This is a genomic window from Monashia sp. NPDC004114 (assembly GCF_053603855.1).
Window position 1 is genome coordinate 1 of sequence record NZ_JBSGGK010000030.1, and the last position, 19,705, is coordinate 19,705.

The 19,705-nt window shown below is 70.2% G+C and carries 15 protein-coding genes; 2 read left to right on the forward strand and 13 right to left on the reverse strand.

The genetic code is table 11. The annotated features are described in order from the left end of the window. Nucleotides 1-114 precede the first annotated feature (114 nt). The 6 genes from bar to ACWEOW_RS24005 all read right to left on the reverse strand — a co-directional run bounded on the left by bar (nucleotide 115) and on the right by ACWEOW_RS24005 (nucleotide 7,872). Nucleotides 115-1,257, reverse strand: a complete 1,143-nt coding sequence (gene bar, locus ACWEOW_RS23980; protein WP_452271767.1) for a barbiturase — start codon at nucleotides 1,255-1,257, stop codon at nucleotides 115-117. A gap of 5 nt (nucleotides 1,258-1,262) precedes the next feature. After that, nucleotides 1,263-2,246, reverse strand: coding sequence for a carbamate kinase (locus tag ACWEOW_RS23985; RefSeq protein ID WP_452271768.1), 984 nt, complete (start codon nucleotides 2,244-2,246; stop codon nucleotides 1,263-1,265). Between the two features lie 511 nt (nucleotides 2,247-2,757). Beyond that, on the reverse strand, nucleotides 2,758-3,003 hold the full coding sequence (locus tag ACWEOW_RS23990) for a DUF6458 family protein (RefSeq protein WP_452271769.1): 246 nt from the start codon (nucleotides 3,001-3,003) through the stop codon (nucleotides 2,758-2,760). Nucleotides 3,004-3,056: 53 nt separating this feature from the next. Further along, nucleotides 3,057-3,722, reverse strand: coding sequence for an NmrA family NAD(P)-binding protein (locus ACWEOW_RS23995; protein WP_452271770.1), 666 nt, complete (start codon nucleotides 3,720-3,722; stop codon nucleotides 3,057-3,059). Nucleotides 3,723-3,743: 21 nt separating this feature from the next. Continuing rightward, nucleotides 3,744-5,702 carry a hydantoinase B/oxoprolinase family protein gene (locus ACWEOW_RS24000; protein WP_452271771.1) on the reverse strand — a complete coding sequence of 653 codons (1,959 nt, stop codon included), beginning with the start codon at nucleotides 5,700-5,702 and terminating at the stop codon, nucleotides 3,744-3,746. Between the two features lies 1 nt (nucleotide 5,703). Then, nucleotides 5,704-7,872 (reverse strand): hydantoinase/oxoprolinase family protein, encoded by a 2,169-nt coding sequence (locus ACWEOW_RS24005; protein ID WP_452271772.1) that lies wholly within the window; start codon nucleotides 7,870-7,872, stop codon nucleotides 5,704-5,706. Nucleotides 7,873-8,526: 654 nt separating this feature from the next. On the opposite strand from ACWEOW_RS24005, the gene ACWEOW_RS24010 reads away from it, so the two are divergent. Further along, nucleotides 8,527-9,663: a hypothetical protein gene (locus ACWEOW_RS24010; protein ID WP_452271773.1), complete on the forward strand. Its 1,137-nt coding sequence runs from the start codon at nucleotides 8,527-8,529 to the stop codon at nucleotides 9,661-9,663. A 7-nt stretch (nucleotides 9,664-9,670) separates the two neighbouring features. Then, on the forward strand, nucleotides 9,671-10,345 hold the full coding sequence (locus ACWEOW_RS24015; RefSeq protein WP_452271774.1) for an RDD family protein: 675 nt from the start codon (nucleotides 9,671-9,673) through the stop codon (nucleotides 10,343-10,345). A gap of 6 nt (nucleotides 10,346-10,351) precedes the next feature. On the opposite strand, the gene ACWEOW_RS24020 is transcribed toward ACWEOW_RS24015, so the two are convergent. The 7 genes from ACWEOW_RS24020 to ACWEOW_RS24050 form a co-directional block, all read right to left on the reverse strand. Continuing rightward, nucleotides 10,352-11,275, reverse strand: coding sequence for a carbon-nitrogen hydrolase family protein (locus ACWEOW_RS24020; RefSeq protein ID WP_452271775.1), 924 nt, complete (start codon nucleotides 11,273-11,275; stop codon nucleotides 10,352-10,354). A gap of 1 nt (nucleotide 11,276) precedes the next feature. After that, nucleotides 11,277-11,972 (reverse strand): SRPBCC family protein, encoded by a 696-nt coding sequence (locus ACWEOW_RS24025; protein ID WP_452271776.1) that lies wholly within the window; start codon nucleotides 11,970-11,972, stop codon nucleotides 11,277-11,279. Further along, on the reverse strand, nucleotides 11,969-14,419 hold the full coding sequence (gene cutA / locus ACWEOW_RS24030; RefSeq protein WP_452271777.1) for an aerobic carbon-monoxide dehydrogenase large subunit: 2,451 nt from the start codon (nucleotides 14,417-14,419) through the stop codon (nucleotides 11,969-11,971). Before cutA ends, ACWEOW_RS24025 begins: the two co-directional genes overlap by 4 nt. Continuing rightward, on the reverse strand, nucleotides 14,416-14,979 hold the full coding sequence (locus tag ACWEOW_RS24035) for a (2Fe-2S)-binding protein (protein ID WP_452271778.1): 564 nt from the start codon (nucleotides 14,977-14,979) through the stop codon (nucleotides 14,416-14,418). Before ACWEOW_RS24035 ends, cutA begins: the two co-directional genes overlap by 4 nt. Then, nucleotides 14,979-15,953: an FAD binding domain-containing protein gene (locus ACWEOW_RS24040; protein ID WP_452271779.1), complete on the reverse strand. Its 975-nt coding sequence runs from the start codon at nucleotides 15,951-15,953 to the stop codon at nucleotides 14,979-14,981. The genes ACWEOW_RS24035 and ACWEOW_RS24040 overlap by 1 nt, the downstream gene beginning before the upstream one ends. 248 nt (nucleotides 15,954-16,201) lie before the next feature. Further along, nucleotides 16,202-17,650 carry a uracil-xanthine permease family protein gene (locus tag ACWEOW_RS24045; protein WP_452271780.1) on the reverse strand — a complete coding sequence of 483 codons (1,449 nt, stop codon included), beginning with the start codon at nucleotides 17,648-17,650 and terminating at the stop codon, nucleotides 16,202-16,204. Nucleotides 17,651-17,928: 278 nt separating this feature from the next. Next, nucleotides 17,929-19,641, reverse strand: a complete 1,713-nt coding sequence (locus tag ACWEOW_RS24050; RefSeq protein WP_452271781.1) for a helix-turn-helix domain-containing protein — start codon at nucleotides 19,639-19,641, stop codon at nucleotides 17,929-17,931. Nucleotides 19,642-19,705: the final 64 nt, after the last annotated feature.

Here is a 19,705-nt window from a genome sequence, read left to right on the forward strand (position 1 = left end):
GCTCCTGCTGGTTGCAACCAGCAGGAGCTCGCGGTTTCCGGGTGTGTTGCCGAGGAGTGCGCCCGGGCCAGGGGTGCAGGTCAGGGGGTGTGTTGCCGGGGATTGCGTGCCGGGTCAGGGGGTGCGGGTCCAGCGGTAGCCGGTCGGTTCGCCCTCGCCGAGGTCGACGATGGCCGCTACCGGACCGCCACCGTCGGGACCCTGATGAGCGGCCGATACGGACACGAAGACCGCAGGGTCACCGGTGACCGATGCGGTGACGCCGCCGACACACGACTTGATCTGGCGGTGCCAGTGCACGTCGGAGTCGTCCAGCATCGCGTTGCGGCGGCCGTGGACGGTGCCGTCCTGGCTGACCTCGCACTTGAGGAAGACGTTGACGAGTCGGCCGTCGATGTCGGTCGAGTGCGCCCGCTCGGGCAGGTCGAGCCCGGCGTCCTTGATCGCCGCCCAGATGCCGTCGGCGTCGAGGGCATCCTGCATGACCGAGTGGCCGATACGGTATCGACCGCCGACGCCTCGCGCGTTGCCGACGACGACGACCTGCGCCTGGTCGAGCTCGACTCCCGAGGAGCAGGAGGCCACGGACGAGTAGAGCGACCTGTTGTGCATGACGTCGGCGTCGGTGGGCATCTCGATCTCGCCGAGGGCCACGGCGATGCCGAGGCCCGTGGTCCCGTTGGACAGGTCCATCGACTCGTGGGTGTGCTCGGTCCAGACCTGGTGACCGCGCGACTTCGCGTCGCGGATCGTGTGGATCGTGAGCAGTGGCGTCTTGGTCTGCACGTAGTGCACGTCGGCGGGGTCCGTGATGCCCGCGCGCTCCATGGCCACCTTCACGGCGTCCGCGACCTTCTCGATCATCGCGACGTAGCCGATCTCCTCCGGCTTGATCGGCTCGCTCATCGCGAAGCCGACCGTGAGCCGCAGGTCGTCGGACTGCTCGGCCCGCTCGGGAGGCAGCGTCGCGAAGACCGTGGCGTGCGGGCTGATGACGCCGTCGGTGCCACCGGACCAGACGATCGGCACCTGCTTCACCTGCTCGGCCGGTGCGCCCTTGGCGACGAGCACCTCGCGGAAGGCGCGGTCGGCGATGATGCGGGTGTAGTCGTTGACGCCGCCGTTGCCCTCGGTCTTGCCGATGATGGCGATGACCCGCCCGGCCTCCATGACACCGTCGTCGATGAGCTTGGCGAGCTCGCTCGCGTCGGCGACCGAGTGGATGGGGACCTTGCGTACCTCAATGGCGTCGGGCACGGGACTCACCTTTCTGCTGCTGGGTCTGCTGGAGTGCTGGGTTCGATTGGGGCAGAAGAGTCTTCGATCACGGTGCCGATCCGCCCGTCGACGGCCTCGGCGATGAGCTCGAGAGCGGTGATCACCGAGCGGCTGCCGCCAGCGCGCACGAAACGGAGAGCGGCCTCGACCTTCGGTCCCATGGAGCCCGACGCGAAGTGGCCTTCGGCGGCATACCTCTCCATCTCCTCGAGGCTGACGTGGCCGAGCTCGCGAGCCTCGGGGGTGCCGTAGGCGGCGACGGCGTGGGCGACGTCGGTGGCGATGACGAGGACGTCGGCGTGGACCGACCGGGCGAGCAGTGCGGCGGTCAGATCCTTGTCGATGACCGCCTCGACGCCGTGGACCCGCCCGTGTGGGCCGCGCACGACCGGTATGCCGCCACCGCCGGCCGCGACCACGATGTAGCCCGCGTCGAGCAGCGTGAGCAGGGTGGACGTCTCGAGCACCTCGACGGGTTCGGGGGACGCCACGACACGACGCCACCCCTTCTCGCCGCGGTCCTCCCAGCGCTCGCCGTGGTCGATGAGCTGCTGCGCCTGCTCCCGGGTGAGATACCGGCCGATCGGCTTGGTGGGGTGGGTGAACCCGGGGTCGTCGGCCTCGACGAGCGTGCGGCTGACGAGCGCGGCGACAGGCCGTGAGATGCCGCGGGCGGCCAGCGACGCCTCGAGAGTGTCGAGCATCGTGAAGCCGATCGTCCCCTGCGTCTGAGCGCCGCACCAGTCGAGCGGGACGGGCGGGACGACGTGGGCAGCGAGCTCGTTCTTGACCAGGAGGTTGCCCACCTGCGGCCCGTTGCCATGGGTGAGCACGACCTCGTGTCCTGCCTCGACGAGCTCGGCGACGTGCTCCATGGCCGCAGCGATGGCGGTGCGCTGCGCCAGCGGCGTGGCACTGCCGTCGGGGCCCGTCATGGCGTTGCCCCCCAGCGCGACGAGCACCCTCATCGAGGGTCTCCGTCCAGGTGGCGCCCGCGGGCATCGCTCGTCATGACGAGAGCGTAGGGAGCCGCGTCGAGCGCGCGCGTTGTCACCTCCTGCCCAACCGAGCCCGCCTCGTTGTCACTTGTCCCCGTTGGATGAGCCAGGGCTCGTGCGTTGCCTGGTGCTGAATCTGTCGAATCTGCCTTACCTGCCGCAAGTATGATGAGCGGTACGTGCTATATGCTTGACGCCTCCCCCACTTCCTGTCAGTGTTGCCTCGGGTCATCGGGCCCGACAGCGCACCAGAAAGGCACGTCGACGACCATGAGGGGCAGGAAACTCGCACTTATTGTCGGATCGGTGGCCGCCGTGGCCATCGCTGGGGAAGCGACTGAGATGGCGTTGCCCAGCCGTGCCGACTCACTGAGAGAACTGTCAAAATCGACAGCTATGTAGCGGTGACGGCGGATTCGGAGTGCCGGTCGAGCTGGTGAGACGTACCTGAGGTCAGAGACGACTCCAGGCCTCGGGACCGCTACTCGATCTCGCGCTCCTCGATGACCCTGGTCACGGTCTGTGTCGGCGTCGACGAGCCCGGCTGGACCTCCTCGCGCGTCACGATGCGCTCGTGACGAGTGCCGCGGCGGGCATGGATGATCAGCCCGGCTCCCGCGACCATGAGGATGATGCCGACCACCGTGATGTTGATGACGGAGGTGTGGGCGCGCACCGCAAAGGTGAGGATCGCGCCGATCACTGCCAGGAGAACTCCCAGTCCCACGGTGACTCCTTCTGCCGGTTCCGGCTTCGACCTGGACCCGCCCTCCTTCGAGCCTATCTCGCCGAGGCCGTCGAGGCGGTCCTGAGCACCTCGCCCCAGGTGTGCGGAGGGCGTCCGAGCAGGTCCGCGAGAGTGGTGGAGTCCCCGACCAGGCCGTCGCGGTCGTAGGCCCGGAACATCGCGGCGAGGTCGTCGCGGGCCTGGCGGGGAAGGCCGGCACCGGGGCCTGCGAGCCAGTCGCCGATCGCTTGCGTGGTGGCATCGACCGGTCGTCCGAGCGTCGCACTCGCGGTGCCGGCGAGCTCGCGCACAGAGAGTGCCTCGGGTCCGGCGAGGTCATAGGTCGCGCCCGCGTGACGCTGGTCGCTCAGGACGAGCGCGGCCACCTCGGCGATGTCGTCGAGGTCGACGTTGGTGAAGCGCGTGTCCACCGAGTAGGGGACCTCGAGCCGGCCGCGTAGCGCAGCCTCGACGAGGTTCTGGTGGTATGCCGCTGGGCGCAGGACCGTGGCCGCGCCGAGTCGGGCGCGGACCGCCCGCTCCGCCTCCGCCTTGCGCAGATGGTGCGGCATTGACGTGTCGTGGGGATGCAGCACGGAGTGGAAGGCGAACCGCGAAACGCCTGCGGCACAGGCAGACTCGACAACTCTCGATGCGATGACTACTTCGTCCGGGTGGACGTTCGGGGCCAGGTGGTAGACGGCGCCGACCCCGTCCATCGCCGCGTCGGGCAGACGGGGTCACAGCCAGTCGTACTCCGCAGATCGGGCTCCGTCGGTGAGCCGGGCGTAGCCGGGCCCTCGGTCGAAGAACGGCTGCGGCTCGGCATCGCGTGCTGAGCGCAGGGAGGCCCGCAGCGCCTCGGAGGCCTCGACGTCGACCACCGGCGCGTCACGGTCTCCGCTCGCGACGACGCCGTAGTCGCTGCGCGCGCCCTCGAACGACACCTTGCCCCAACGCAGGTCGCGCTCCACCTCGTCGTACGGCCGGTCGAGGGGGTCGCCCCAGCCGCCGCCGCCGGTGGTGCGGATCCGGATGACCTGGCCGGCCCGGACCGTCTCGGCGTTGGCTAGTGCGTCGACGACCCGCTCGTCGGGCCCGCCCACGTCGATCGTGACCTCGAACGGACGACCCGCCCGGCCACCCTTGACGCCCCAGCACGACAGGATCGACCGGTCGGCGATCGACATGAAGTGTGCATCCTCGAGCATCCGGATGTGCTTCTCGTAGCCGAGGCCGCCGCGATACCGGCCCGCGCCGCCGGAGTCGACGGCGAGCCCGAGACGCTCGACGAGGAACGGGAACCGGCTCTCGGTGAACTCGGTCGGCAGGTTCCGGCTGTCGGGCACGACGTGGATGGTGTCCTCGCCGTCGGCGTAGTAGCGACCACCCGAGCCGCCGCCGAGCACCTCGCGCATGAGGTAGTCGTTGCCGTCGCGGTCCTTGCCGTAGACGCCGGTGTAGCGGATCGTCTCCTGGTCGGCCGGCATGCGTCCGTCGACGGCCTTGGCCACGACGCCGGCGAGCACGCCGAGCAGGCGAAGGATGACGAAGGTCCGGGCGTTCGTCGGTGCCGGGTAGATCGGGGTGAGCAGCGTGCCCTTCTCGGGGAACCGCATCTCGATGAGCGGCACCACACCCTCGTTGACGTCGAGCTCGGCCATGCGCTCGGGGGTGTCGGCGAGGTTGCGAAGGATCGGCGCGAGCCACTTCTTGAGGAAGTTGCCGCCGACGTAGTCGCCGCAGTGGTTGATCGGGCCCTTGGCCTGCGGAGCCGTGCCGGTGAAGTCGATGACGAGCCTGGGGCCGCCGTCGGGGTAGAGGTCCGAGCGGCCGGGACCACCGGTCGAGCTCTTCGTCAGGGTGATCCGCTGCGTGTGCAGCTTGGGTTCGTCGACGCCGTCGTGCTCGGCGTAGTCCTCCCAGACGTAGGTGCCGTCGGGGATCTTGCTGAGGATCTCCCGCCGGTACGTCTCGGTGGTCTTGTCGAGGATCGCGTCGAAGGCTGCCTCGATGGTGTCGTGACCGTAGCGCTCGAAGAGCTCGGAGAGCCGCCGCGCGCCCATGAGGCAGGCGGAGCACTCGGCATCGAGGTCGGCGGCCAGGCTGTCGGGCATCCGGCTGTTGCGCGTCATGATCCGTAGAGCCGCCTGGTTGGGAGATCCTTTGTCCCACAGCTTGATCGGCGGGACGGAGAGGCCTTCCTCGAACACCGTCGTCGCGTTGCTCGGCATCGACCCAGGCACCGCTCCACCGATGTCGTCGTGGTGTCCGAACGCCTGCACGAAGGCGACCACCTCGCCGTCGGAGAAGACGGGCACGGTGACGCACAGGTCGGGCAGGTGTCCGATGCCGCCCTCCGACTCGTAGACGTCGTTGTGGAAGAACACGTCGCCCTCGCTCATCTCGGCGAGGGGGAAGTCGCGCACGACGGGGTGCACGAGCGCGCTGTAGGAACGGCCCGTGAGCTTGCGCAGCTGCCGGTCGTGTATGCCGGCGCGGAAGTCGTGTGCGTCGCGGATCATCGGCGACCGTGACGTGCGCGCGATGGCCGTCTCGACCTCCATCTCGACGCTCGCAAGCGTGCCCTCGACGATCTCGACGAGGATCGGGTCGACGGTCGTTCCTTCGGGGGTGAGCCGGTTGCCGTGCTCGTATGCCGTGGGCAGCCCAGCCGGGTTGACGGGGGAGAAGCTCATCTCAGACCCCTTCCTTCGTGATGACGAGGTTGCCCAAGGTGTCGACACGTACGCCGAAACCCGGGTGGACAGGCACCGTGGAGCCGAACTCCTCGATGATGGCGGGGCCGCTCACGGTGTCCCCGGCGAGCAGGTCCGCCCGCCACCAGACGGCCGTGTCGATGTAGCCGTCGGCCGCGTCGAAGCACACGGGCCGTCGGCTCCGGAGCGCGCGCCGCTCGATGTCCGGCATCGCCGCGGAACCGTCCGGGGCAGAAGGGATCTCGCGCAGCTCCGGGCGTGTGATCGGGCCGATCCCGGTGACGCGCAGGTTGACCCACTCCACCTGCTGCGTGTCGTCGCCGCGGAAGTCGTAGCCGTAGAGCGCGCGGTGCTCGTCGTGGAAGCGGTCGGCCACGGCAGCGGCATACCGCTCGTCGACAGGGCCGTCGGGGGCGGGGACGCGGACCTCGTAGGCCTGGCCGAAGTACCGCAGGTCGACGGTGCGCACGTAACGGTGCGACTCGCGTGGGAAGCCTTCTGCATCAAGGGCCTTGGCTGCGCGGTCGGTCAGCTCGTCGAAGGTCTTCTGGACGGCGGCGTGGTCGAGGGACCGGTGCTTGGCGACTGCCGTCTGCACGTAGTCGTTCTTGACGTCGACCGTGAGCAGGCCGAAGGCCGAGACGTTTCCGGGGTTCTGCGGGACGACGACGCCGGCCAGCCCGAGGATGTCGACGAGGCGGCAGGCGAGCAGCGAGCCCGACCCCCCGAACGTCGCGAGCATGAAGTCGCGGACATCGAGCCCGCGCTTCACCGACACCTGGCGGAGCGCGTTGGCCTGGTTCCACGCGGAGATCTCGAGGATGCCGGTGGCGCAGTGCTCGAAGTCGAGTCCGAGCCGCTCGGCCAGCGCGCTGATCCCGGAGCGTGCGGCCTCGACATCGAGTGGGATCTCACCGCCGAGCAGGTGCGGCGGGATGCGCCCGAGCGTGACGTGGGCGTCGGTGATCGTCGGCTCGGTGCCGCCCTTGGCGTAGCACAGCGGCCCTGGGTCCGCACCCGCCGACTGCGGTCCGACCTTGAGGGTGCCCTCGGGTGAGATCCACGCGATGGACCCGCCTCCGGCACCAACGGTGACGACGTCGATCATCGGGATCTTGCTCGGGTACGCCCCGACCGTGCCCTCCGTCGTCAGCGTGGGCTCCCCGCCGAGCACGACCGACACGTCCGTCGACGTGCCCCCGCCGTCGCAGGTGAGGACCTTGTCGAACCCGGCTCGGCTTGCGATGAGGCCCGCGCCGAGCGCGCCCGCGGCCGGCCCTGACAGGACAGTCGTGATCGGCTGGTGGACGACCTCGTCGGCGGACAGCACGCCACCGTTGGACTTCATGACGTAGAACGGGATCGGCGACCCACCCGTGAACTGGTCGAGGCGCGCGTGGATGTTCGAGACGTACCGCGAGACGTTCGGCTTCACCGCCGCGTCGACGAGCGTCGTCATCGAGCGTTCGTACTCGCGGTACTCGCGCAGGACCTCCGAGCTGATCGAGACGACGGCGTCCGGGTGCTCACGCCTCAGGATGTCGCGCAGGGCGCGCTCGTGGGCGTCGTTGGCGTAGGAATGGAGCAGGCAGACTCCGATCGTGGTGATCCCGCGGTCGCGGAACCACCGCGCCGCCCTGACCGCGTCTTCTGCGTCGAACGGGCGGATCTCCTTGCCCTCGAAGTCGATCCGGCCACCTACCGTCTTGACGCGGTCAGCGGGGACGATCCGCGGGGGTTTGACCCAGAAGTACGAGTTGCCGTAGCCGTCGGGCACCGCCTGGCGGGCGATCTCGAGCACGAACTCGTAGCCCTCGGTCGTGATGAACCCCAGCGCCTCGACCTTGCCCTCGAGGAGCTTGTTGGTCGCGACGGTCGTGCCGTGCGACACGGCCGTGACGTCCTCACCCGAGGCGCCCATCAGGTCCAGCACCTTGCGTACGCCGTTGATGAAACCGTCTGCCGGGTTGGCCGGGGTCGACGGGGTCTTGGTGGTCACCAGCTCGCCGGAGTCCTCGTCGAGGGCGACGACGTCGGTGAACGTCCCGCCCGTGTCGATGCCGATGCGGATCCGCCGCGGTTCCCTCGGCCCACCCGTCGCCTCGTCAGTCAGCCCATCTGTCAGCCCACCAGTCAGCCCACCAGTCATGGTCAGGATTCAACCGGCGCTCCGGCGACGTCTGCGTTGTCACAAACTGCCAACGGATCGAGGTCCTGGTGCCAACCCTCGCCATCCCGCAAACCGCCCAGGCATGGCGCCTCGGGTGGCAGCCGCCAGCCGAGCGGGCCGGGAGCCCACCATCGGCTCAGTGTTTCTGGATCTCGAGCCCCTCATGGTCGAGTGGGCGCTCCGTCCCACGAGCTCCAGCGGAATGCCGGCTTCCGCTGGGACGGGTGGGATGGGGCGCCCACTCGACGGTGGGCATGGGTGGGCGCTGATGCGCGACACCGAGCCGGCGGGCGCCGGCAGCTATCGAGACGGCCAGGTGTGGAGCGGCACTGAGAACGTGCCGCACAAGGCGGGCTTCGTCCCGCCGGTTGCCCCGCGTGTGCCAGCAGGCATGAGTGATCTCATGGACTTTGTGGCACGGCCCGACGTGCCCGCGCTGGCCGAGGCGGGACTCGCCCACAGTACGCCTCGCGTTCCGGGCTCAGGGTCCGCTGGGCGTGATGTCCAGGGACGTTCTCGGCCGACACCGAGACCCGTCGTCGGGATCACCCGTGGGGGATGACGCGGCGTGGTCCAGCGGACCCGCACGATTGAGTCCTCTCACACGATCCTCCCTGACGAGGAGGTGCCAACGTGGCCACCGGACCCTCGGGACCATCGCCTTCGGACAGGCACTCGACCGCGGAGGGTCTCGCACAGGCCGCCTCCGCCCTCCTCGACGCCATGCTGGGCGTGGTCGTGGTGGCTGCTGACCAGGCCCGGATCGCACGGTTGACCCTGCGTTCCGTGGCGGCTCCGTTGACGCCTCTGCTCGAGCTGCCGCTCGAGCTGACCCGAGGCGTGGTGCAGGGTGTGGCGGGGCAGCGATGGGCCACCGACCTCGTGGAGACCGGGACGATGTGGCGGTGGCAGTCGACCGACCGCCTCCGGCTGCTTGCGTTCCACGTCGCGCCGATCGTCGTCGACAGGGCGCTTCGGCTCGTCGACCTCACTGACATCGTCCGCAGCAACGTGGACCTCAACGCCATCGTCGAGGACGTGGACATCGACGCGATCGTCGGGCGGGTCGACATCGAGTCGATCGTGGACCGGCTCGACATCGACGAGATCGTGTCACGGGTCGACATCGGCGCGATCGTCGACCGGCTCGATATCGACGCGATCGTCGACCGGCTCGACATCGACGCGATCGTGGCGCGGGTCGACCTCGATGCGATCGTCGACCGGATCGACATCGGCGCGATCGTCGACCGGCTCGATATCGACGCGATCGTGGACCGGCTCGACATCGACGCGATCGTGGCGCGGGTCGACATCGGCGCGATCGTCGACCGGCTCGACATCGACGCCATCATCGCCAAGGTCGACCTCATCGAGATTGCCGAGTTCATCGTCGAGGGCATCGACCTGCCGGGGATCATCCGCAGCTCGACGGGATCGATGGCCTCAGAGGGCATTCGGGAGGTCCGGCGCCAGGGGATCAGCGCGGACGAGCGGGTGGCCCACATCGTCGACCGGCTGCTGCGCCGGCCCAACCGCGCGCCCGGGTCCGTCAACCACGTCCCCCTGCTGGTGACCGTCGAGCCGATCCCAGCCGCGATCGCCGGCTCGGGCCCCAATGGCGCGGACGTCTCCGCGGCCGCGCCTGCACCGGACGCACCGCCCGCGTCCGGCCCGTCAGGGCCCGCTCCAGCAGAGTCCGGCAGCGCCGACTCCGGCCGAGCAGACTCCAGCCCAACGGACGCCGGCCCTCCGCCGGCGACGGAGTGAGGGCGCCATGCAGACACCATCGCCGACTCCACCGCACGACGCCACCGCGCTGCTCATCGTGCCCAAGGGGCTGCGTTCGGTCCAAGGGCACCGCGCCGGCATCGTGACCCGCGTGCTCGCGGCCTGCGTGGACCTCGCGATCGGGATCCTCGGCGTCGCTATGGGGTATGCCGCTGTGGTCGGCTTCGTCTTCGTCGTCGACCCGCGCACGTTCAGCTTCATCGACGTGCCCTTCGCGGTGCTGTTCGCAGCCCTGCTCGGTCTGCTCATCATCTATCTGGCACTGGCCTGGGCCACGACGGGGCGCACGTACGGCGCGCGCCTGCTCGGGCTGCGTGTCGTCAATGCGCACGGCGGCCGGGTGCGGCCGGGGGTCGCTCTGCTGCGGGCAGCGCTGTGCGTCCTGGTCCCACTTGTCCTGTTCTGGGTGGTGGTCAGCCCCGAGAACCGCTCCGCGGCCGACATCCTCTTCCGGACCTCCGTCGTCTACGACTGGGCGGCCACCGCGACCGAGGTCCCAGAGACCGGGGCAGCCGCCACTGGAGCCGCCGCCGCGGCCCCACGGGCCACCACCCCACAGGCGCCGAGCCCCGAAACGCCGAGCCCCGGGACGCCGAACCCCGGGACGCCGAACCCTGGGACGCCGAGCCCGGAGGCACAACCCGGGCCGGTCGCCCCCTGACGCGACTCAGCCTGCGTCGCCGCGGTGGATCGGGGCATGGGCGAACGACGTCTCCGCCGGGCGCTCGAGCTCGTCCCGGTGCTTGCGGATGAGGTCGAGGTTGCGGTCGCGCAGATGGTCGAAGGCCTGCCCGACGCTGGATCCGGGAGTCAGCGAGGCCAGAGCCTCTGCCGGGTCGAGGCGGGCCGAGACCCAGCCCTCGTGCGTGGCGGCCTTGGCCACGATGTGCCCGATGGGCGTCACGATGTGGGAGTTGCCGAAGTAGAGGGCACCGGCCGGGTCGGCCCCGACGGCGTTCGCACCGACGACGTAGACATGGTTGTCATAGGCTCGGGCCCGCGAGGTGAGGTCCCAGATGTCGGCCGAGCGCAGCAGGGCCGAGGGCCGGCAGATCACCTCCGCGCCTTGCACGGCCTGGATGCGCGAGAGCTCAGGGTAGTCGCCGTCGAAGCAGATGATCATCCCGATCCGGCCCAGGTCCGTGTCGCACACGGTGACGGTGTCGCCTGGTGTCACCCAGCCGCCGTTGGTCACGATCTCGGAGCAGAACGGGTGGGTCTTCCGATAGACCCCGAGCAGCGCACCGGAGGGGTCGACCAGCACGGAGGAGTTGTAGACGATGCCCCGCTCGGGCCCGCGCTCGTAGGTGCCGACGCAGACGTGCGCCCCGGTCTCGCGGGCCACCTCCTGGAACGGCTCGAGCAACGCGCCGGGCAGCTCGGTCATGAGGTCCCAGAGCTCGTCCTTGGTGCGCCCCGGGGTGAAGCCCGTCGTCGCGGTCTCGGGGAGAACGACCAGCTCGGCACCCGTCGCGTCGACGCACCGCCGCGTGAGCTCCACACACCGGGAGACGTTCTCGCGGACGGAGCGTTCGGTCAGCGGGCCCGGATAGGGGGCCACCTGGACGGCTGCAGCCGTGAAGGCACGCATGTCAGCCCCTCCCGATCGCCCAGCCGACGACGACGCCGACGATCGCGACGGCCCCGCCGGAGACGACGCCCAGGGCGTAGTCGCGCATGCGCGACCTCTCCTGCGTGGCCGACCGGCCGGCATACACCGTCCCCACCCCGCCCCCAGGCGCGCTCACCGCGGCGGGTATGCCGTTCGCCGCGCCGGGCGCGCTGGTGCCGACGGTCGCCACCGGGGTAGCGGGCGACGCGGCACCGACGACGGCGAACGGTGCGGCGACGCCCGCGATGTCGGCGTCGACCGCAGCGAAGAACTGACCGGCCATCTTGCGGGTGACTCCTGCGAGCATCCGCTGCCCGACCCCGCCGATCATGCCGCCCACGGCCGCGTCGGCGTCGTACGTCAGCTCGGTGCCTCCGCTCGCGGCCGGGGCCAGCCGCACGACGACGTCTGCGTCGACCGTGCCCGGCGCGCCGGCGCCCGACGCCTTCATCGTGAACATCTCGGGGTGCTGTGGGTCGAGCAGCGCGACCTCGCCGTCATAGGTACCCTTGATCGCCGCGACGCCGGCGGTCACCGTCATGGCGTAGCGGTCGGGTCCCAGCTCGGTGAGGCGGTTGCACCCCGGGAGACACCGGGCGAGGACGGCCGGGTCGTGGAAGGCGTCCCACACCTGCTGCGGCTCGGCGGCGAGGTTGGCCGATCCAGTGATCTTCATGAGGGCTCCTTCGTTCTCGCGGCGTCGCTGCCGCTCGGGCCGGTCGTGGCACGGTGGAGGGAGGGGATGTCGCCGGCCTCGTGGCGGCGGCGCAGCTCCCACAGGTCGTTGGGCGAGATCGGCATCCGGGTGATCGGGAAGCCCTCGGCATCCTCGATCGCCGAAGCGATGACCGCCGTCACGGGGATGCAGCCAGCCTCGCCGGCTCCCTTGATCCCCAAGGGGTTCAGAGGTGACGGGGTTTCGAGGTGGTCGGTCTCGATGGTGGGCACCTCGGAGGCGTAGGGCATGAGGAAGTCCATGAACGACGCGTTGAGCAGCTGCCCGGACCCGTCGTAGTTCATCCGCTCGTAGAGCGCGCCGCCGACGCCCTGGGCCACGCCGCCATGCACCTGGCCCTCGACGATCATCGGGTTGATCATCGGGCCGCAGTCGTGGATGACGCAGTAGCGCAGGATCCGGATCTCTGCCGTCACTGGGTCGGTCTCCACGACGGCCGCATGCATGCCGTTGGCGAACGTCGCCTGTGTGGGGGAGTAGAAGTCCTTGCCCTCGAGACCGGGCTCCTCGTCGTCGGCGACCGGCGGCTTGTCCGGGTCGAAGGTCCCAGCGAACTGGGTGGCGGCCTGCGCGGCCTCGTCGAACGCGTACCGGAGCGGGTTGGACAGCACCGACACCGTCCCGAGCGACATCGACGTCGACGGCGCGCCCTTGACCCGTACGGTCCCCTCCACGATCTCGAGGTCGTCCGGCGACACCTCGAGGGCGTCAGCGGCGATCTTCAGCGCCTTGGCGCGGACGTTGCGCGCCGCCAGCGCGATCGCGCTGCCGCTCATGACCGCGGCTCGCGATGCGAAGGTGCCCACGGCATACGCCATCTTCCGGGTGTCACCGGTCGTCACGAAGACGTCCTCGAGACGGACACCGAGCTCCTCGGCGACGATCTGCGCGAAGACCGTCTCGTGGCCCTGGCCCTGCGAGGTCAGGCCCGTCGACACGTTCACCCGGCCGCTCGTCTCGATCTGGATGTGACCGCCCTCGTAGGGTCCGACGCCCGTGCCCTCCACGTAGCAGCCGATCCCGAGGCCGACGCGCCGCCCCTGCGCCTGCGCCGCGGCGCGGTACTCGGCGAAGTCGTCCCACCCGACGAGCTCCTTGAGCTTGGCCAGGGTTGCGGGGAAGTCGCCGGAGTCGTACTTGAGCGGCCGCCCGTCCTGGAACAGCAGCCCGTGGTCGTAGGGCATCTCGGCCGGGAGGATGAAGTTGCGGGAGCGGACCTCCGCCCGGTCGAGGCCGAGCTCGTCGGCGATGGCGTCCATGGTGCGCTCCATGGCAAAGCATCCCTGCGGGCGGCCGGCGCCCCGGTAGGGCGTGACGAGGACGGTGTTCGTGTAGAGCGACCAGAACTCGCACCGGTAGGTGCCCGGCTTGTACGGCCCGAGCAGCTGGGTCGAGGTGATGATGGGCACGATGATGCCGTAGGGCGTGTAGGCGCCGTTGTCGTGCCACAGCTTGACGTCGAGGGCGAGCAGCCGGCCGTCGTCGTCGAATCCCACTGTCACCTTTTGGAGCTGGCCACGCTCGTGCGCGGCGGCGACGAAGTGCTCACGCCGGTCCTCGGTCCACTTCACCGGACGGTCGAGCAGCCGCGCTGCCCATGGGACCAGCACCTCCTCCGGCCAGGGGTGGACGATCTTCACCCCGAAGCCGCCGCCCACGTCGGGCGCGATGCACTCGACCTTGGCCAGCGGCAGGTCCAGCTTGGCGGCGACCGCCGCGCGGACGCCCGTGGAGGTCTGCGTGGACGAGTACATCCGCAGCTCGCCCTTCTCGTCGTCCCATCGGGCGTAGACCCCGCGACCCTCCAGCGGCGTGCTGGCGCTGCGCTCGATGTCGAGGTCGAGGGTGAGGGTGTGCGGGGCGGCGGACATCGCAGCGTCGACGTCGCCCACCTCCTGCGTCATGTGGGCGGCGACGTTGCCCGGAACGTCCTCGTGCACAAGCCTTTCCGCGTCGCGCGCCGCCTCGATGCCCACGACGACCGGCAGCGGTGCGTACCTGACGCGGATCCGCTGGCAGGCGTCCTCCGCGACGTAGCGGTCCGTTGCGACGACCATGACGACCGGCTCGCCGACGTGGTTGACCTCGCCCTTGGCCAGGGCGTAGCCGGTGCGGCCGTGCGTCAGCGTCGGGTGCGGGATGAGCAGCGGGAGGGGCTCACCGACGCGTCCGGGCAGGTCCTCGTGGACGTAGATGCCGACAACGCCCTCGACATCGACCGCGTCCGTCGCGTCCACGTCGACGATCCGCGCGTGGGCGTGCGGGCTGCGGACGAACGCGGCGGCCAGGGCGTGGTGGCCGAGGTCGTCGAGGAACCGCCCGCCGCCGGTGACCAGCCGCGGATCCTCCTTGCGCTTGACCGGCGCCCCGAACATCTGTGTCGTCATGCCGGGTCCCCTTCTCCGACAAGGGTATGCCGCTCGGCTCGGATCTCCCCAGCGCGCAGGACGCTCTTGACGATGTTCTGGTAGCCGGTGCACCGGCACAGGTTCCCCGAGATGGCGTCACGCGCGTCCTCCGCGGTCGGCGACGGGTTCTCCTCGAGGTATGCCGTGACCGTCGTGAGGAAACCGGGAGTGCAGAAGCCGCACTGCAGCCCGTGGCACTCGGCGAAGGCCTGCTGGACCGGGCTCATCACGTGCCCGCTCGGCAGCTCCCGGGCGTCCGGCGCGGACGCGAGCCCTTCGACCGTGGTGATCTCGTGGTCCTGCGCCGTGACGGCGAACATGAGGCAGGAGCGCATCGGCGCCCCGTCGACGAGGACCGTGCAGGCACCGCATACGCCGTGCTCGCAGCCGACATGCGTGCCGGTCAGCTCCAGGTCGTGCCGCAGGAAGTCGGACAGCAGGCGCCTGGCCGGGACGGACGCAGAGTGGCGGACCCCGTTCACCGTGACGCTCACGTCGTGCAGCGTCTCCGCCGTCGCCTCGGCCTCATAGCCGCCCATCACGACCTCCCTTCCTGCCCGAACACGGTGTTCGGTGTCGAGCTCATCGGTGTGACACCGCTTTCGGCACCGAACCCCGCGTTCGGTGCAGGGTGGTCGGTGGCCCTCTCGACGGCTCTGCGGAGGGCACGCCGCGTCAGCTCGCCCGCCAGCATCCGGCGATACTCGGCGGTCGCATGGATGTCCGACTCCGGTTCGACGTGGCCACGCACGGCCTCGGCTGCCGCATCGACCGCGGCCACCCAGGCCGCGGACGCCGGCTCGGCCGTGACCTCGCCGAGGACCGGGCCGAGGTCGAGCACCGAAGGGACCTCGGTGACGGAGACGAACGAGGCTCGTGCGCCCGTGACCACGCCATCGGTCACCGTCAGCGCAACGGCAACCCCGGCGAGCGCGTAGTCGCCGTGGCGGCGGGCCACCTCCTCGAACGCCGTCCCTGTGCCCCCGGCGAAGCGCCCGAACCGGGCCGCGACCGCGAGCTCGTCGTGGCCGAGTGCGGTCTCCAGCGGGCCGCGGAAGAAGTCGGGCCAGTGGACGTCACGTATGCCGGTCGGCCCTACCGCCTCGACGTAGCCGTCCGTGAGAGCGAGGACGGCAGGCAGCTCGCCCGCCGCGTCCGCGTGGGCGAGCGACCCGACCGTCGTGCCGCGGTTGCGGATGACCGGGTGGGCGACGTAGCCCAGCGCTTCGCGCAGGACCGGCGATGCGGCATACGCCTCCTCGGAGCGCTCCAGCGCGGTGTGCCGCACGAGCGCACCGACCCGAACCGACGCGGAAGACACCTCGATCGTGTCCAGGCCGGCGATGCGGTTGATGTCGACGATGTGGCCCGGCGTGGCCAGGCGCATGTTGAGGATCGGCACGAGACTCTGCCCACCCGCGAGGATCTTGCCGTCGTGGCCGAACTCGGCCAGGGTCGCGACGGCCTCGTCGACGGTGCGTGGTGCGTGGTGCACGAAGGGGGCGGGCTTCACCGAACCGATCCTGCCTTTCGTCTGTCGCGCGGACTAGGGATTGTCGATCATCGCTGGTCGGCGCCTTTTGGCATCTTGTGCCCATGCCTGCCGTCCTCGGCCATGTGCCTGCCGGCGCGACGCCGAGTCCGTCACGCCCGGCCACGGCCGAGCACGCCCGAGCACGTCCGTCAAGCCCGTGCACGCCCGGGCAAGCCGGTGGGCCCCCGATGCGACATCGGGGGCCCACCGCGCAAGACCGATGCGGGTCAGCGGGGCGACCCCGACCGCTGGTCACCACCCTGGTAGAGGTCGTCGACCCCGTCGGCGTCGCCGTAGTCGCCCTCGCGTCCTCCGAGGGAGATCATCGTGCCGCCTGCGGCCTCGGCTTTCTCCCGGAGCTCCGCCGGCGCGATCACCCTGGCCAGGTGCCACCCGGCGATGGCCACGATCGTGCCGAGCGCGATGCCGCCGAGGGTGAAGTTGTCGGTGATCTGGAGGCTGACGTTGCCGATGCCCATGATGATGCCCGCTGCGATCGGCACGAGGTTGATCGGGTTGCCGAAGTCGACGCCGTTCTCCTTCCAGATCTTGGCGCCGAGCAGGCCGATCATGCCGTAGAGGACGACGGTGATGCCGCCGAGGACGCCGCCCGGGACCGACGAGACGAGCGCGCCGAACTTCGGCGACAGGCCGAAGAGGATCGCCACGATCGCCGCCACGTAGTACGCGGCGGTCGAGTAGACCCTGGTGGCCGCCATGACCCCGATGTTCTCGGCGTACGTCGTCGTCGGGGAGCCGCCGACCGAGGAGGCGAGGGCGGTGCCGAAGCCGTCCGCGGCGATCGCGCGGCCCATGTACGGGTCGAGGTCCTTGCCGGTCATCTCGGCGACGGCCTTGACGTGGCCGGTGTTCTCCGCGACGAGGGCGATGACCGCCGGCAGGACGAGCAGGATGGCCGCGACCGAGAAGGACGGCGCATGGATGCCGACCAGCGGCTTGCCGTCGGCGCCGAGCGTCCCCGTCGAGGGCGGGAAGCCGAACCACGAGGCCGACGAGAGCTGGTCGAAGTTGACGCGGAAGTGCGTCGTGACCTTGCCGGCGCCCGCGTCGAACGACGTGATCTGGCCGAAGATCTTGTCGAACAGCCACGAGATGACGAACCCGAAGATCAGGGCCAGGAAGACCGCGATGCGCGAGGCGAAGCCCTTGAAGGCGACCGCGCACACGATCGTGAAGACCATGACGAGCAGGGCCACCCACTGGTCCTGCGGGAAGTAGATGCTGGCGACGACCGGTGCGAGGTTGAAGCCGATCAGCATGACGACGGCACCAGTGACCACCGGTGGCAGCACCTTGTGCAGCACCGCCGACCCGAGGAAGTGGATCAGGACGCCGACGAGCAGCAGGACGAGGCCGGCGACGAGGATCGCGCCGGTGACCTCGGCCGAGTCGCCACCTTGGGCCCGGATTGCCGCAACGCCGCCGACAAAGCTGGCCGACGTGCCGAGGTAGCTCGGCACCTTTCCGTTGACGATGAGCAGGAAGCAGATCGTCGCGACACCGCTCATCAGGATCGCGAGCTGCGGGTTGAGGCCCATGACGAGCGGGAAGACGAAGGTCGCCCCGAACATCGCCACGACGTGCTGAGCACCGAGCCCGACGGTCTTGCCCCACGACAGTCGTTCGTCGGGTGCGACGACGTCGTCGGGGCCCATGGTCCTGCCGTCCCCGTGAAGTTTCCAGCCCAAGCCCAAAGCCATTCCGACTCCTATGGTTGCCACACCCCTTCGGCGCGGCATGACGTGGATCACATCCCACTCCGGGATGGGCGAAAACTACTCCCGCGGCCGGGGACAGCGTTCGTCAAACGTTGATACACGCCGAGGGCCTCCCGCTGGCAGTTCATGACGTATGCCGACCAGCCCGGTTCCCTGGCAGCCACCCCATGTCGAGTGGTCACGCCGACGAGCCCCACGGGGCCCGGGGGAGGCGGTCAGATGCCGCGCATCTGGTGGACCTTGAGGGCGAGCGCGAGCGTCAGGCGCAGGTCGGGGTCGGTCGTGAACGGGCCGAGCATCTTCTCGAGCTTGCCGATCCGGTACCGCAGCGTGTTGTAGTGGAAGAAGAGGAGGCGGGCCGTCTCGGCGACATTGAGGTTCGTGTCGAGCAGGATCGACAAGGTCTGGCGTAGCCCCGCGTTCTCGGGTGAGTCGTCGGTCGCCAGCTCGCCGAGGGACTCGTGCACGAAACGGCGCAGGTCGGCGCTGTCTGGCACGAGGGCGAGCAGCCGGTAGATCCCCAAGCCGTCGACGTGCGTCAGGGCGCCGTCACCGTGCATCTGGCGACCGACGGACACGGCCGAGAGCGCCTCCTCGTAGGCCTGCGGGAGGTGGTCGACCGAGGTGATCGGCCGCGAGACCCCCGCGGAGAAGCTGCGCCGGCCACCGCCCCCGTCGCCACGCACGACACGGACCAGCTCACCGACGGTGCGCATGACGCGGTCGGTGTCCGCGTCGCGCGGGACCCCCACCAGAGCGACGACCTCACGACTGAAGCCCACCACCGGGGTGCGCGGGTCGCGCACGGCCACCGCATGGGTCCAGGCCCGCGCGAACCTCTGCTGGAGGAACCGGACCTCCTCCGCATCCCGCGTCGACCGGTCGTCGTCCTCGTCGGTCTCCGCGACCACCACGACCATCGTGCGGTCGATGTCCCACCCGAGGGAGGCGGCGTGGGCGACGGCGTCGGCGGGCGTGCCGGCGCGTCCGGCGAGAGCGTCGCGCAGGAACTCGGCGCGGTACTTGCTCTCGACCGCAGACACGGCCTGGTCCTTGGTGATCGCGAGGGCGGCCACCGTTGCGGCCCGCTCCAGCAGGCGCACGTCGTCGACGGTCAGGCGGCGGTGGCTGCAGAACGCCATCAGCACGCCGTGGTCGAGGTGGCCTGCGACGATGCGGACCGCAGCGCGGTGCGCGCCGGGGCCGTCCGGGCGAGGCCCGATCGGCTCGGCCTCCGTGAGCAGCCTCCCGGTCCGGTCGAAACAGTCGCGCGACTCGGCGTGGGCCAGCTCGGTGGCGGACCCGGCGCGGGCGATGACCCTGCCGTCCGTCGTGGTCACCATCGCGGCACCGTCGAGGAAGCCGACGACCTGCTCGCACAGGTCGTCGAGCGACCCGCCCGCCAGCACGATCTGCACGAGCGCCCGGTCCGCGTCCTCGAGACGCCGCAGGGTGGCCGTCTGGTGGTCGAGGATCGCGCTGAGGACCTCGGTCGTGAAGGTGCCGATTCGGTCCAGGGCAATGTCGATGAGCGGGAGGCCGGAGTCCAGGGCCGCCTGGCGCAGCCGACCGGCGCGCCCGGTGCCGACATCGGGCTCGACGCCCGACACGACGATGCCTGCCGCACCCGCCTTCTCGAGCGCATCGACGGCGGTGCCGGGGTCTCCGGCGTGGTCCGCGAGGGCGGCCGCGTCGGCGAGGACGAGCCGGTGGCGCAGGCTGGCGCCGGCTTGGGCGTCCCGCAGGGCGACATGAAGGGGCAGCGTCCCGTCGACGCTGACGTCGAGCCGCGGCGAGGAGGCCTGGACGGACCCGTGGGCAGTGGCCGCGAGCCCGGCGATGAGGCGCAGCGAGATCCCTGAGGCGTCTCGCTCGGGGGAGCTCGCGGCATACGCCGGCTCGGGCGCTTCCGCCCGATCGGTTGGCAACTCACGGTCCGTCAGGGCCGGATCGTTGGCAACTCTCACCATGAGCGCACCCTACCCAGCCTCG

Coding starts and splice junctions, on each gene's coding strand:
- ACWEOW_RS23985 (WP_452271768.1), bottom strand. CDS start 2,246: ATGAGGGTGCTCGTCGCGCTGGGGGGCAACGCCATGACGGGCCCCGAC.
- ACWEOW_RS23995 (WP_452271770.1), bottom strand. CDS start 3,722: ATGGACGGGGTCGGCGCCGTCTACCACCTGGCCCCGAACGTCCACCCG.
- ACWEOW_RS24000 (WP_452271771.1), bottom strand. CDS start 5,702: ATGAGCTTCTCCCCCGTCAACCCGGCTGGGCTGCCCACGGCATACGAG.
- ACWEOW_RS24005 (WP_452271772.1), bottom strand. CDS start 7,872: ATGACTGGTGGGCTGACTGGTGGGCTGACAGATGGGCTGACTGACGAG.
- ACWEOW_RS24015 (WP_452271774.1), top strand. CDS start 9,671: ATGCAGACACCATCGCCGACTCCACCGCACGACGCCACCGCGCTGCTC.
- ACWEOW_RS24020 (WP_452271775.1), bottom strand. CDS start 11,275: ATGCGTGCCTTCACGGCTGCAGCCGTCCAGGTGGCCCCCTATCCGGGC.
- ACWEOW_RS24025 (WP_452271776.1), bottom strand. CDS start 11,972: ATGAAGATCACTGGATCGGCCAACCTCGCCGCCGAGCCGCAGCAGGTG.
- cutA (WP_452271777.1), bottom strand. CDS start 14,419: ATGACGACACAGATGTTCGGGGCGCCGGTCAAGCGCAAGGAGGATCCG.
- ACWEOW_RS24035 (WP_452271778.1), bottom strand. CDS start 14,979: ATGGGCGGCTATGAGGCCGAGGCGACGGCGGAGACGCTGCACGACGTG.
- ACWEOW_RS24045 (WP_452271780.1), bottom strand. CDS start 17,650: ATGGGCCCCGACGACGTCGTCGCACCCGACGAACGACTGTCGTGGGGC.